12 protein-coding genes are annotated in these 12721 nt (G+C 68.7%); 5 read left to right on the top strand and 7 right to left on the bottom strand.

Annotated features, from left to right (window positions below; genetic code table 11):
- Positions 1 to 142: 142 nt before the first annotated feature.
- A complete protein-coding gene (locus tag DFO63_RS08615) occupies positions 143 to 1588 on the top strand; it encodes a GGDEF domain-containing protein (RefSeq protein WP_119006776.1) in 1446 nt (481 codons plus the stop codon).
- Positions 1589 to 1642: 54 nt separating this feature from the next.
- Here DFO63_RS08615 and DFO63_RS08610 read toward each other — a convergent pair whose 3' ends face one another.
- Both DFO63_RS08610 and DFO63_RS08605 read right to left on the bottom strand, forming a co-directional pair.
- Positions 1643 to 2113 (bottom strand): hypothetical protein, encoded by a 471-nt coding sequence (locus DFO63_RS08610; protein ID WP_101766062.1) that lies wholly within the window; start codon positions 2111 to 2113, stop codon positions 1643 to 1645.
- Between the two features lie 5 nt (positions 2114 to 2118).
- A complete protein-coding gene (locus DFO63_RS08605; RefSeq protein ID WP_119006775.1) occupies positions 2119 to 2565 on the bottom strand; it encodes a universal stress protein in 447 nt (148 codons plus the stop codon).
- A 141-nt stretch (positions 2566 to 2706) separates the two neighbouring features.
- Between DFO63_RS08605 and DFO63_RS08600 the strand changes: the two genes are divergently transcribed.
- The 4 genes from DFO63_RS08600 to DFO63_RS08585 all read left to right on the top strand — a co-directional run bounded on the left by DFO63_RS08600 (position 2707) and on the right by DFO63_RS08585 (position 7820).
- Positions 2707 to 3624 (top strand): LysR family transcriptional regulator, encoded by a 918-nt coding sequence (locus DFO63_RS08600; RefSeq protein ID WP_101766060.1) that lies wholly within the window; start codon positions 2707 to 2709, stop codon positions 3622 to 3624.
- 153 nt (positions 3625 to 3777) lie between these two features.
- Positions 3778 to 5307, top strand: coding sequence for an MFS transporter (locus tag DFO63_RS08595; RefSeq protein ID WP_101766059.1), 1530 nt, complete (start codon positions 3778 to 3780; stop codon positions 5305 to 5307).
- A 21-nt stretch (positions 5308 to 5328) separates the two neighbouring features.
- Complete coding sequence (locus DFO63_RS08590; protein ID WP_101766058.1) at positions 5329 to 6411, top strand: HlyD family secretion protein; 1083 nt, start codon at positions 5329 to 5331, stop codon at positions 6409 to 6411.
- On the top strand, positions 6408 to 7820 hold the full coding sequence (locus DFO63_RS08585; protein ID WP_101766057.1) for an efflux transporter outer membrane subunit: 1413 nt from the start codon (positions 6408 to 6410) through the stop codon (positions 7818 to 7820). Before DFO63_RS08590 ends, DFO63_RS08585 begins: the two co-directional genes overlap by 4 nt.
- 89 nt (positions 7821 to 7909) lie before the next feature.
- Here the strand turns inward: DFO63_RS08585 and DFO63_RS08580 are convergent, their stop codons facing one another.
- The 5 genes from DFO63_RS08580 to DFO63_RS08560 all read right to left on the bottom strand — a co-directional run bounded on the left by DFO63_RS08580 (position 7910) and on the right by DFO63_RS08560 (position 12687).
- Entirely contained in the window at positions 7910 to 8248 is a 339-nt protein-coding gene (locus DFO63_RS08580) for a hypothetical protein (protein ID WP_049442934.1), read from the bottom strand.
- A 77-nt stretch (positions 8249 to 8325) separates the two neighbouring features.
- Positions 8326 to 9267 carry a DegV family protein gene (locus tag DFO63_RS08575; protein ID WP_101766056.1) on the bottom strand — a complete coding sequence of 314 codons (942 nt, stop codon included), beginning with the start codon at positions 9265 to 9267 and terminating at the stop codon, positions 8326 to 8328.
- Positions 9268 to 9362: 95 nt separating this feature from the next.
- Complete coding sequence (locus tag DFO63_RS08570) at positions 9363 to 9995, bottom strand: 2-hydroxychromene-2-carboxylate isomerase (RefSeq protein ID WP_119006774.1); 633 nt, start codon at positions 9993 to 9995, stop codon at positions 9363 to 9365.
- A 20-nt stretch (positions 9996 to 10015) separates the two neighbouring features.
- On the bottom strand, positions 10016 to 11278 hold the full coding sequence (locus DFO63_RS08565; RefSeq protein WP_119006773.1) for an amidohydrolase family protein: 1263 nt from the start codon (positions 11276 to 11278) through the stop codon (positions 10016 to 10018).
- A complete protein-coding gene (locus DFO63_RS08560) occupies positions 11278 to 12687 on the bottom strand; it encodes an amidohydrolase (RefSeq protein WP_119006772.1) in 1410 nt (469 codons plus the stop codon). Before DFO63_RS08560 ends, DFO63_RS08565 begins: the two co-directional genes overlap by 1 nt.
- Positions 12688 to 12721 lie beyond the last annotated feature (34 nt).

Here is a 12721-nt window from a genome sequence, read left to right as displayed (position 1 = left end):
CGAAAAAAGGGGACGGAGGGGATTAAGTCGCTTTTGCCGCCGTGCCGCAAACGACTTAATCCCCTCCGTCCCCTTTTTTTACGTGGCCGTGGCGCGGGCGGGGCTATGGTGCGCGCGTACGGCCTTGTGGATCGGGGGATGCATGCCGGTAGTGCTGGCGCTGCTGTATGTGCTGTGCCATGGCCTGGTGCTGACCCTGTGGCCGGGCCCCGCCGGGGTGGGATCGTTCGTGTTCCTGACCGGTGCACCGTTGCTGGCGGCGGCCGCCTGCCTGTGGCGGGCGCGCCGCGACCAGGCGGCCCTGGGCTGGCGCGCCACCGCGCTGGCGCTGCTGCTGTGGGCGGGCGGCATGGCCTTCAACATGATCGATGCGCTGGGGGCCGGCCGTGCCGATATCACCCCGCAGGCAAGCCTGCTCCTGTACGTGCTGTACGGCGTGCCGCTGGTATTCATCCTTGCCCGCGCGCGGCGCGAGCGGCTCAGCATCAGCCTGATCGATGCGGCGATGGCGGCGCTGCTGGGCGTGCTGTTCTTCGTGCACACGCAGTCCTTCGCCGACCGGGTGGAGGTCGACCCGATGGCGATGGTCAGCATGCAGCGCATGTTCGACATCCAGAACCTGTGCATTGCCGGCTTTGCGGTGGTGCGATGGCTGGCCGGCGATGTGCCCGAGCGGCGCAGCGTGTTCCGCGGGCTGGCGCTGTACGCGCTGGCGTACCTGGTGGTGGCGTTCTACATCAACCACTACACCTCGGGGGATGCATTCGGCGCCTACAACGACCTGCTGATCGACCTGCCATTCCTGCTGCTGGCGTTGCTGGCGCTGAGCCAGGCGCCCGCGCCGGTGTTCGTGCCGCACCCGCGGATGGCGCGCACCGTGCAGGCGGCGGGCCCGATGATCCTGCCGTTGCTGCTGTTGGTGGTCGGCACCCTGGTGGTCGACCATGCACGCCCCCTGGCGGTGGCCGGATTCGTGGTGGCGACGCTTGGTTTCGGCCTGCGCAGCATCCTGCTGCAGACCGACCTGCTGGAACGGCAGGCGGCGCTGGATCAGCTGGCGCGACGGGACGGTCTGACCGGGGTGGCCAACCGCCGCGAGTTCGATGCCCTGCTGTTGGCCGAGTGGAACCGTGCACGGCGCAGTGGTACCGAGCTGGGCCTGCTGCTGCTGGATATCGATCATTTCAAGGTCTTCAACGACCGCTACGGTCATCCCGCCGGCGACCGCTGCCTGCAGGCCGTGGCTGCGGTGCTGAAGGCGAGTGCCGGCCGCGCCGGTGACAGTGTTGCGCGCTATGGCGGCGAGGAATTCGCGGTGATCGTGCCCGGAAGCGCGCTGTCGGGCGTGCTGGCGTTGGCCGAGCGCCTGCGCGAGGCGGTGGAAGCGCTGCCGTTGCCGGAAGGATCAGTCAGCATCAGCATCGGCGTCGGCTACCTGCATCCGCCGGCCCTGGCCAGTGCCGATCAGTTGCTGGCCGACGCCGATGCCGCCCTGTATGCCGCCAAGCGTGCCGGCCGCAACCAGGTGATCCTGCATGCCCATGTGCTGGATGACGAGGGCAGTGCGCACGGAAGGATGGATTGCTGACCTCGTTCTGTGTCCCGCCCCGGTATGCGATGGCGCGGTCGCACAGCGGTTGGCTCATCGCTGCCGCACCCAGCCGCCGGGATCGAGCAGCCTCAGCCCGACCGGTGACAACGAGCGCTGCCGCAGCGGCAGGTGTGCCGCCTGCACGGCGCTGGCGCAGCGGGCCAGCTGTTGGCGCAGCGCTGCCAGCGGTTGATCTTCGCGAGGCCGTGCATGCCGCCATTGCGCGATGCGCAGCAGGCAGACCAGCAGGTCCAGTTCGCTGGCGGCAATGAACGGCGAGCCGGCCGGCAGCAGGTCGATGGGGGCGGCGGGCGTGGCCAGCAGCGGCAGCAGGCCGATGAAGGCGTCGCAGCCCGCCGCATCGAGCCCGAGCGCGCTCAGCTGGGCGAGGCCGTCAGGCTGCAGATCGGGATCGCGCAGCTGGCGGATCGCGCTCAGCAGTGCCTGTTCGCCGCGGCCGAACTGGCGGCCGAAGGCGCGGTAGCTGACCCGGGTAGGAAACAACGGGGAACGTGGGGCCATGGGGGCTAGGGGTGTGGGTCGCGGGTTTCCACCAGAACGGGGCAGGGCGCGTGGTCGATGGTCCATTGCCCGATCGAGGGTTCGAACAGGCGTTCCAGCCGGGACAGGTGGCGATGGCCGATGACAATCAGGTCGCACTTCAGGCGCCGCGCCTGTTCGCTGATCACTTCGCCGGGGTCGCCGGTGGGAATCTGTGCGATGGCATCGACGCCGCGCTCGCGCAGCTCGGCCAGGGCGTCAGCCAGCACCGCCTCAGCCTGCGAGCGCTGCCGCGCGGCTTCCGGGTACTCGAGGCGGTCGGCGTCGCTGGCGTCGGCCGCCAGCGCGAATTCGGGGTCCAGCACGCACAGCAGATGCAGGCGGTTGCGCGGGCCGGCGATGGCCGCGGCCAGGTCCAGCACGCGTGCGTGCTGGGGGCCGCCGTCCAGGGCGACCAGCAGGGTGTTGAACATGGGTGTCTCCTTGGCAGGCCGGGGATGGTCGCCGATGTCGCCGCGCGCACCCATGCCGTGCGCGGCAGTCAATGAGTGCGTATAACGCAATCCACGGTGGTTACACGTGCCGTAGAGTCATTTGATTTACTGGAGACTGTCATGCCCCTGCCGGACCTGAACCTGTTGCTGGCACTGGACGTGCTGATCGACGAATGCAGCGTGGCCGCCGCCGCACGGCGGATGAACCTGAGCGCGCCGGCGATGAGCCGTACCCTGGGCCGGATCCGCGTGGCGCTGGGCGACCCGGTGCTGGTGCGTGCCGGTCGTGGGTTGGCGCCCACGCCGCGCGCCCTGCAGCTGCGCGAGCAGGTGCGCGACGTCATCGAACAGGCCCACCGGGTTTTTCATGCGGGCCGCGAGATCGACGTGGGTACCCTGGAGCGCACCTTCAACGTGCGTGCCAACGATGTCTTCATCGGTGGCTTTGGCGGTCGCCTGCGCGAGATATTCCGCCAGCAGGCGCCGCGCGCGGTACTGCGCTTCGTGCCCGAAGGCGATACCGATGACGATGCGATGGCGCAGGGCCGGATCGATCTATACATCAGTACCGCCGGCAAGCACGCACCCGACACCAAGGTGCAGAACCTGTTCAGTACCTCGTTCATGGGCGCCGCGCGTGAGGACCATCCGCTGTTCGATGAGGAGATCAGCGCCGAGCGCTTTGCCGCCTGCGACCATATTGCGGTGTCGCGGCGGGGGCTGCCACGCGGACCGATCGATGACGACCTGGCCACGCTGGGCCTGCAGCGGCGGGTGGCACTGATCAGCCCGACCTTCCACGGTGCGATCTTCGCGGCGGCCGAATCGGACCTGATCCTGCCGCAGATGCCGAGCGTGATGCTGGAGCGCATCGTCAGCATGCGCCTGCCGCTGCGGCTGTTCCCGCTGCCGATCCCGGTGCGCACCGCCGCCATCGTCCAGGCCTGGCACCCGCGGCTGGACAACGATGCTGCGCACCAGTGGCTGCGCCGCTCGATCAAGACCATGTGCGAGCGCGTCGAGGACACCTACCGCTGATACCTGCAGGCGTGCGCCCGACGCACGCCTGGGATGCCGGTGGCACCATTTTTCGCAGGGTACCGGCTCCCTAGACTGCGCTCCCCGGAGTTTCACTGAGCGCATTCCAATGACCCCCAACATGCCGTGCCCTGCACGGATCGGTGCCCGGCGATGAGCATGCCGGCCGCCGCTGTCCCAGCCGCCGCAGCGCCCCGTCCTGCCGCCGCCCCCGGGCTCGACCGCCGCATTCTGGTCGGCCTGTGTGGCGTGCTGCTGGCGGTGCTGGTGTCGGGCTTCAACGAGAACGTCACCAAGGTCGCCCTGGCCGACATCCGCGGTGCGATGGGTTTCAGCGTCGATGACGGCAGCTGGATCGTCGCCCTCTACAGCGCGATGTCGGTCAGCGCGATGGCGTTCGCGCCGTGGTGCGCCGCCACCTTCTCGCTGCGCCGCTTCGCGCTGGTGATGATCGGTGGCTTCATGGTGCTGGGCGTGCTCTGCCCGCTTGCCCCCAACCTGCAGGTGTTCCTGCTGCTGCGCGCGCTGCAGGGCCTGTGCGGTGGTGCGCTGCCGCCGCTGCTGATGAGCGTGGCGCTGCGCTTCCTGCCGCCGGGCATCAAGCTGTATGGCCTGGCCGGCTACGCGCTGACGGCGACGTTCGGCCCGAGCATGGGCACGCCGCTGGCCGCGTTCTGGGTCGAGCAGGTGGGCTGGCACTGGGCGTTCTGGCAGATCGTGCCGTACTGCCTGGCCGCGATGGCGATGGTCAGCTGGGGCCTGCCGCAGGACCCGCTGCGGCTGGAACGGTTTGCCCAGTTCGATGGCGTCGGCCTGCTGCTGGGCCTGCCCGCGCTGGTGCTGCTGGTGCTGGGCCTGGTGCAGGGCCCGCGGCTGAACTGGTTCGACTCGCCGATGATCGCGCTGATGATCGGTGGCGGTGCCGGACTGATGGTGCTGTTCATGATCAATGAATGGTTCCACCCGCTGCCGTTCTTCAAGCTGCAGCTGCTGGCCAACCGCAACCTCAGCTATTCGCTGGTGACGCTGGGCGGCGTGCTGTTCGTGCTGCTGGCGGTGATCTCGATCCCGTCCGGCTTCCTGGCCAGCGTGCAGGGCTACCGGCCGCTGCAGACCGCGCCGATGCTGCTGTGGGTGGCGTTGCCGCAGGTGATCGCGCTGCCGCTGGTGGCGGCGTTGTTGAACATCCGCGCGGTGGACTGCCGCTGGGTGCAGGCCACCGGTCTGGCGATGCTGGCGCTGGCCTGCTGGCTGGGCTCACACCTGGATGTGGCCTGGATCCGCGACAACTTCCTGTGGGTGCAGTTGCTGCAGGTGTTCGCCCAGCCGATGGCGGTGCTGCCGTTGCTGATGCTGGCGACCAACGGCCTGCCGCCGCAGGACGGCCCGTTTGCCTCGGCGTGGTTCAACACGGTCAAGGGCTTCGCTGCCGTGCTCGCCAGTGGCGTGCTGGATGCCGTCGCCCAGGGCCGCCGTCATTTTCATTCCACCGTGCTGGTCGACCGCCTCGGCGAGCAGCCGTGGCTGGCCGAGGGCCCGCAGCTGGGCGCGCGCCTGCATGCACAGGTGCAGGCGCTGACTTCATCCGACCTGTACTGGATGGTCGCGCTGGTGGCGCTGGCCTTCATTCCCCTCATTGCCTGGATGCCCACCCGCATCCATCCGCCACGTGCCGTGGCCTGAACCTTTCGCAGGAATTCCCTCATGACGATCAATCGAACCACTCTCAACACCGGGCTGGGGCTGGGCGTGCTGGCGCTGGCCATCGGCGCCTGGCTGCTGTTGCGCGATGGCAGCCACCAGAGCACCAACAATGCGTACGTGGTGGCCGACTACACGCTGGTGGCGCCGAAGATTCCTGGCTTCGTCAGTGCCGTGGAAGTAGAGGACAACCAGTCGGTGAAGGCCGGCGACGTGCTCGCCCGCATCGACGACCGCGACTATCAGGTCGCCCTGCAGGCGGCGCGTGCCGACCTCGCCAATGCCCGTGCACAGCTGGCCAACGCACAGGCTGCACTGGCCCAGCAGGACTCGCTGATCGAGCAGGCCAGGGCCAGTGTCGATGTCAGCCGGTCCGAACTGACCCTGGCCAGCGCCGACCAGCAGCGTTACCGCGAACTGGCCCGAGATGGCGCCGGCACCGTGCAGAACGCACAGCAGGCGCAATCGAAGCAGGCCGTGGCCAGTGCACATCTGCAGCAGGGCCAGGCCGCGCTGTCGACCGCACGCCAGCGCACCGACATCCTCAACGCTGGCGTGCAGGCCGCGCAGGCGGCGGTGCAGCGTGCAGAAGCAGCGCAGGCACGTGCCGAACTGGATCTGTCGCACACCGTGCTGCGCGCGCCGATCGACGGCATGGTCGGCCGCCGTGCAGTACGCGTGGGTGCCTACCTGACCCCGGGGACGCCGGTGGCCGCGGTGGTGCCGCTGAAGCGCGCCTTCGTGGTCGCCAACTTCCAGGAAACGCAGATGACCCGCATGCAGGCCGGCCAGCGGGTCGAGCTGAAGGTGGACGTGTTCCCGGGCACGCCGCTGCGCGGGCACATCGACAGCATCGCACCGGCCACCGGCGTCACTTTTGCCGCCGTCGCGCCGGAAAACGCCACCGGCAACTTCACCAAGGTGGTGCAGCGCATCCCGGTGAAGATCGTGCTGGAGCCGGGCCAGCCACTGCTGGACCAGCTGCGTGCCGGCATGTCGGTGGAAGCCAGTGTTGACCTGGGCAGCCGCGCGCGCGTGCAGAGCGCGCAACACGAACCGGGTCACAAGGGCGGGGAGGGCGCATGAGCGCCGTCACCGTGTTCCGCACCTTCGTTGCGGCCACCCTGTGCACGGCCCTGGCTGCCTGCACGATGGGTCCGGACTTCGTACGCCCGCAGGTGGAACTGCCCGGCCACTGGCAGGGCGAGGCTGTCGCCGGCAACGCCATCGATCAGGACGCTGCCTGGTGGGCCGGGTTCGACGATCCGCTGCTGGGCCAACTGGCCAGCCAGGTGCTGGCGGCCAACCTGGATCTGCAGTTGGCCGCCAACCGCGTGCAGCAGAGCCGCGCCGCGCGTGGCATCAGTGCGGCCGATCGCCTGCCCAGTGTCAGTGCAAGTGCCAGTGGCGTGCGTGCACGCAACAGCGAAGTGGGCCTGAACGATCCGTCCGGCAACGGTGGCCGTGACGACTACGGGCTGTTCCAGGCCGGCATTGGCCTGAGCTGGGAACTGGATCTGTGGGGCCGCGTGCGCCGCCAGGTGGAAGCGGCCGATGCACGCGTGCAGATGGCCGAGGAAGATGCACACGCGGTGCGCATCGCGCTGCTGGCGGAAATCGCGCGAGATTACCTGCAGCTGCGCGCGACCCGGCAGCTGCGGGCGATCACCGAGGACAACCTCAGCATCGCGCATGACATCAAGCGCCTGACCGAGGCGCGCCAGCGCCAGGGCGTGGCCAGCACGCTGCAGGTGTCCAGTGCGGCCGCGCAGGTGGCTTCGTTGCAGGCGCGCATCGCGCCGCTGCAGCATCGCGAATCGCAGCTGCGCAATGCGCTGGCGTTCCTGCTGGCACAGCCGCCGCAGGCGCTGGATGCGCAGCTGCAGGGCGTGCGCCGTGACTGGCCGGCGTTGCCGGCCGTGGCGGTAGGTCTGCCCAGCGAACTGGCCGAGCGTCGCCCGGATATCCGTCGTGCCGAAGCGGCACTGCATGCGGCAACGGCCGGCATCGGCGTGGCCAAGGCCAGTTTCCTGCCGCGCATCACCTTGAATGGCGACGCTGGTTTCCAGGCCAAGCAGCTGGATGATCTGGACGGTTGGAACGCACATCGCTTCAGCATCGGGCCGTCGATCAGCCTGCCGATCTTCCAGGGTGGCCGGTTGAAGGCCAATCTGGCGCTGAGCCGGCTGCAGCAGCAACAATCGGCGCTGCAGTTCCGCCGCACCGTGCTGCAGGCGTGGCATGAAGTGGACGACGCCATCGATGGCTACGCGGCGGAGCAGCAGCGCACCGTGCAGCTGCACGTGGCGGTGGACGAGAGCGAGACCGCACTGGGTGCCGCGCGCCGGCAGTACCAGGCCGGTGTGGTCGACATGCTGGATGTGCTGAGTACCCAGCGCATTGCGCTGGACAACCAGGCCGCGCTGGCCAACAGCCAGGCCACGGCCGCGATCGCACGGGTGGAGCTGTACCGCGCGCTGGGTGGCGGCTGGTAGGGAATCGTTGGGGTAGTGCCGGCCGCTGGCCGGCACCGTCATGGCTGCTGCAGTTGCCGGCCAGCGGCCGGCACTACCAGGGCCTGGCCTCAACGCACGTCGCGCAGTTCCCAGTGGTGGCCGGCCAGCAGGCGCAGGCGCTGCTTGAACACGTCACTGTCGATGCGGGTGATGGCGACCAGGTTGATGCGCAGGTCCTTCTGCTCGCCGGTCACGATGGCATCCGGGTCGGTCACGCCCCACTGCGGTTCCACCGCATCCGGGTCGGGCTGCTTGGCCTTCCAGCGCTCGAACAGCGTGCCGCTGCGCAGGGCGTCCTGCAGCTCCTCGGCGAAACCGGCGGCGCCCTGCGAATGGAAGGACAGGTCGGGGTCGTTGCCGCGGGCCTTGGACGGGTCGGGCAGGCTGATGTGGTACTGCGCAGGCATGGAGTTCTCCTTGAAGTGCGGCAAGGCTGGCACAACTGCGGTGGAATCGATGTGCAGATTCCGGCCGTGGCCAGCGCTCATTCGAACCGATGCGGCCCATCGGCAAAGCCCACGGTGACCGCGCCCTTGCCGACGTTGACCATGCCGGTCAGGCTCATCACCGATTCGTACACGGTCACGCCGTGGCCGGCGCAGACCTCCTTCATCTGTGCATAGCCGGGCAGGGTACGCAGCTCGTCCAGTTCGCCGCCGTAGCTGACGCACACCGTCGGCGTCATCAGCCCGGCACGCACGCGCTGGCTGACCACCGCGAACAGCTTCTGCACGGCGCTGTCGAAACCCTTGATCTTGGCCACCGGCCCGGTCTCGCCCCGGTAGCCGTGCAGCACCGGCTTGATGTCCAGCGCGCTGCCCAGCGCCGCGCTGAGCAGGCCGACACTGCGGTCACCCTTGTGCCGAGCGCGTGCGCGCATGTAGTACAGGTCGCGGGTGATCATGTAGCCGTGCACGTTGCCGGCCAGTTCTTCCAGCCGTTCGCGGATCTGCTGCACGCTGGCGCCGCTGTCGCGCAGGCGCACCGCCTCCACCGCGGTCACGGCCTGCGCGGCGAACAGGTTCTGGGTATCGAGCACGCGCAGCGCGAATGGCGAGTTGTAGCCCGCTGCCTGCCGCACCGGTTTGTAATCATTGAGGATGGCGAAGCTGGCCTGCAGCGCATTGTCGTGGATGGGGCTGCGGGTCTTGGTGATGGTCATGCAGAACACGTGGTCGTAATCGATCACCAGCTGCTGCAGGAACAGGTCGCGGATCTGGTTGACGCTGAAGGGGATGGTCTCCGCTTCAGCGCCATGTTCGGCCACATGCGCGTGCAGGAAGCTCAGGGTGGCCTGCTCATCGCGATGATCGGCCAGCACGGCTTCACCGATCCGTACGGTGATCGGCAGCAGCACGATGTTGTGCTCGGCAATGAAGTCCTGCGGCAGGTCGCAGGCCGAGTCGACGACGATTCCGATGCGCATCCGCGGCTCCCCCTCCAGGGCGGTTGTAGGTTCGGAAACGTGAAATCTATCTCAAATCCTGGCGTGGCGCGCGAGGGAAACGCGCCACGCCCTGTTCAGCGACTGCGCTGCACCGCTACCGGCAGGCTGGCCAGGCGCTGCCATTCGGGTTGCTGCAGCAGGCCTGGATCGGCCAGCACCGCCGCCATCAGCGGGTGGGCGTCGTTGCCCCAGAACAGTTCGTCATCGATGGCCAGGGTCGGCACGCCGAACACGCCGGCAGCAATGGCGGCCTCGGTGTTGCGCCGCAGCTGCTCCTTGACCGCCGGGTCGGCGATGGCGCTGGCGACATCCTCGATCCCCAGTCGCGCAGCTGGTTCGCGCAGGGCCTCGGCGCTGTCGGCGGCATTGCCGTCGCGCCAGATCCAGTCGAACAGCACGTCCACCGCCTGCACGCTGCCACCCGCGGCCAGGCAGAGGCGCAGGGCGGACAACGGATTGAACGGGTGGCCCGGCGGGAACCGCAGCGGTGTGCTCTCGGCCTGCGCAGTCCACTGCAGCTGGCGGTAGATGAAGCGGCGCTTGGCCGGAATCTCGGCCGGCCCGAGGTTGCCCAGGTGGTGCAGCACGGCACCGAAGGCAATCGGCACGGTCTGGATCCGGGCAAACTGTGGCAACCGCTTCAGCTTCTGCCAGTGCAGGTAGGAATAGGGCGAGACGAAGTCGAAGTACCAGCGCAGCGTGGCCATTGGCGGTTCCTTGCAAGAGGTCAGGGCTGCGCGTTGCGCAGCAGGTAGCGGTCCCGCAGTTCGGTCTGGCGCGAGCGCATCGGCATCGCCCGGCCGCCCAGCCAGACCTGTTCGGCATAGTGCGCCACGTCGAGCGGGTCACCTTCCCACAGCACCAGGTCGGCGCGCTTGCCCGGTTCGATGCTGCCGATCTGGTCGCCCACGCCGAACGCCTGCGCCGGCACCCGGGTCAGGCCGGCCAGGCCGTCGGCCCAGGGCAGGCCATTGGCCACGGCATTGCCCGCCAGCTGGCGCATCTTGCGTGAATTGTGCGAGGCGTCGCCACGCTGCACGAACGAGATGGCCACGCCGGAACGTTGCAGGCGTGCCGCGTTTTCCAGCGTTGCACCGATCTGGTCGAAGCTGGCTGGCAGGTTGGACAGCACGTCGACGAACACCGGCACCTGCGCGGCTGCCAGCTCCGGCGCCAGCTGCCAGGCTTCGCTGCCACCGGCAATGGCGATCTTCACCTTCTCGCGGGCGGCCCAGCGCAGCAGCTGGCGGATGTCCGCCGCGCGGTCCACCTCCACCACGATGCGGCCCTGGCCTGCCAGGTAGCGGCTCAGCGTGCGGCGCCCGGCCGGCGTCAGCAGTGCATGCGGTGAGTCTGCGGCGACCTGGCCGCGCGCCTCGTCCACCATCTGCTGCAGCAGCATCCATTGCGCCGCACGCGAATGCCCGGTCAGCTCCACTGCGGCCGACCCCAGGCGCAGGAACAGCGCGCGCGGCCCGAGTGGATCGGCGCTGCCGTCCAGCCGCATCACACCGCCCTGGCCTGCAACGAAGCCGCCACCGGTGGCCGCCCCCAGGGCGGTGAAGCCGATGCCGTCCAGGCGTGCCACCGGGATCAGCACCGAGGCCGGGTTGTAGGCCAGGGTGACATCGAATTCGGGGCGCAACGGTTGTTCGCCGATCTTCAACGTGCTGTCGACCGTACTCGCTTCGCCGGAGACTTCTTCGATGCCGATCTCGGTGATGCCGCCGAACAGCGCCGGTGTCAGCGGGCGACCATCGGCCTCGACCACGCTGGCCCCGGCCGGTGCGGACAGCCCGCTGCCGACTGCGCGGATGATGCCGCCCTGCACCAGCACATCGGTGTGCTGCAGGCTGCCGCGCGCGCCGGCGGTATGCACGGTGGCGTTGCGCACCAGCAGGTCCTGCGCCTGTGCGGATGCGGAGATGCAGGCCAGCACCATGAGCGTAGCGCCAAGCCATGCCCGGCGACGCTTGTTCAACGCGCCCATCAGTGCACCTCCTGGCCAAGCTGGAAATCGGAACGTGGTGTCGCCGCCGGTGCGCGGCGGTCGTACAACCTGCGGCCATCGATGAAGACCTGCTCGGCCAGTGCGTAGGAACTGAAGGGGTTGCCATTCCACACCACCACATCGGCCATCTTGCCGGCCTCCAGGGTGCCGGTCTGGCCTTCAATGCCCAGCGCCTTGGCGGCGTTGGCGGTCATCCAGGTGATGGCGTGTTCGGGGCTGATCTCCGGCATGTGCGCGCGGCGCGCAGCGGCGATCACCTTGGCCGCTTCCTGGTTCAGGCGCTGGATGCCTTCGGGGGAATCGGAATGGACGATGGCGCAGCTGTTCTTCGGCCGGTCGACCAGTGCGATGTTCTCCGGAATGCCGTCGAAGGCTTCCATCTTGAAGCCCCACCAGTCAGCCCACAGCGCACCGCAGACGCCGTCGGCGGCCAGCCGGTCGGCCAGCTTGTAGGCCTCCACGCCGTGGTGGAACGCGGCCACCTTGAAGCCGAATTCCTTGGCCAGGTCGAGCATGGTGGCCATCTCGTCGGCACGGTAGCAGTGGATATGCACGCGGATGTCGCCTTCGATCGCGCCGGCCAGCGTGTCCAGCTTGAGATCGCGCTTGCCGCCGGCATCACCGGCGCTGTCGCCCTTGTCGCTGCCGAACCAGCCCGTGCGCTTGGCCGGCTTGGGTTTGTTCTTGGCGATGTAGTCGGCGGCATCGATGAAGGCGGCGCGATAGCCGGCGACGTTGCCCATCCGCGTGGCCGGGGCGACGCCCTTGCCTTCGCCGTAGACCCGTTTCGGGTTTTCGCCGCAGGCCATCTTCAGCCCCCACGGAGCACCCGGGAATTTCATCGCCTGGTAGGTGATGGCCGGTACGTTCTTCAGGGTCACGCCACGGCCACCGACCAGGTTGGCCGAGCCCGGCAGCACCTGCATGCTGGTCACGCCGCCGGCCAATGCGGTGGCGAAGCCCGGGTCCTGCGGCCACACCGAGTGCTCGGCCCAGACGTTGGCGGTGACCGGTGCGGTCATCTCGTTGCCGTCGCTGTGCGCGCCGACGCCCGGGCTGGGGTACACGCCCAGGTGCGAATGCACGTCGATCAGGCCCGGGGTGACCCACTTGCCCTGCGCATCGATGCGGGTGACGCCGGCATCGGCCTGCAGCTGGCGGCCCACGGCGACGATGCGGCCCTCGCGCAGCAGCACGTCGGCGTTGTCCAGGCGCTGGCCGGTGCCGGTCAGCACGGTGGCGTTCTGGATCAGTACCGGCGCATCGGGATGGGCCTGGTAGGTACTGGGGTAGGGATCAGCCACGAAGCGCGAGGCGCCTACTGCGGGCGCGGTGCTCAATGAAAGCAGCGCCAGTGCCACCCCGGCGCGCAACAACGTCGATGCCATGCAGTTCCCCTCGCAGCGTAGTCCAGCCGCCGAC

Origin of the sequence: Stenotrophomonas sp. AG209, assembly GCF_003550055.1 — a bacterium.
Taxonomy (GTDB): domain Bacteria; phylum Pseudomonadota; class Gammaproteobacteria; order Xanthomonadales; family Xanthomonadaceae; genus Stenotrophomonas.
The sequence above is the reverse complement of the archived record's forward strand: the minus strand, read 5'-3'. Positions and strand labels throughout refer to the sequence as shown.

Bases quoted from the DNA above. Each gene is read 5' to 3' on its own strand.
- DFO63_RS08615 (WP_119006776.1), top strand. From the start codon at position 143: ATGCCGGTAGTGCTGGCGCTGCTGTATGTGCTGTGCCATGGCCTGGTG.
- DFO63_RS08605 (WP_119006775.1), bottom strand. From the start codon at position 2,565: ATGTTCAACACCCTGCTGGTCGCCCTGGACGGCGGCCCCCAGCACGCA.
- DFO63_RS08610 (WP_101766062.1), bottom strand. From the start codon at position 2,113: ATGGCCCCACGTTCCCCGTTGTTTCCTACCCGGGTCAGCTACCGCGCC.
- DFO63_RS08595 (WP_101766059.1), top strand. From the start codon at position 3,778: ATGAGCATGCCGGCCGCCGCTGTCCCAGCCGCCGCAGCGCCCCGTCCT.
- DFO63_RS08570 (WP_119006774.1), bottom strand. From the start codon at position 9,995: ATGGCCACGCTGCGCTGGTACTTCGACTTCGTCTCGCCCTATTCCTAC.
- DFO63_RS08580 (WP_049442934.1), bottom strand. From the start codon at position 8,248: ATGCCTGCGCAGTACCACATCAGCCTGCCCGACCCGTCCAAGGCCCGC.
- DFO63_RS08585 (WP_101766057.1), top strand. From the start codon at position 6,408: ATGAGCGCCGTCACCGTGTTCCGCACCTTCGTTGCGGCCACCCTGTGC.
- DFO63_RS08600 (WP_101766060.1), top strand. From the start codon at position 2,707: ATGCCCCTGCCGGACCTGAACCTGTTGCTGGCACTGGACGTGCTGATC.
- DFO63_RS08560 (WP_119006772.1), bottom strand. From the start codon at position 12,687: ATGGCATCGACGTTGTTGCGCGCCGGGGTGGCACTGGCGCTGCTTTCA.
- DFO63_RS08590 (WP_101766058.1), top strand. From the start codon at position 5,329: ATGACGATCAATCGAACCACTCTCAACACCGGGCTGGGGCTGGGCGTG.
- DFO63_RS08575 (WP_101766056.1), bottom strand. From the start codon at position 9,267: ATGCGCATCGGAATCGTCGTCGACTCGGCCTGCGACCTGCCGCAGGAC.
- DFO63_RS08565 (WP_119006773.1), bottom strand. From the start codon at position 11,278: ATGGGCGCGTTGAACAAGCGTCGCCGGGCATGGCTTGGCGCTACGCTC.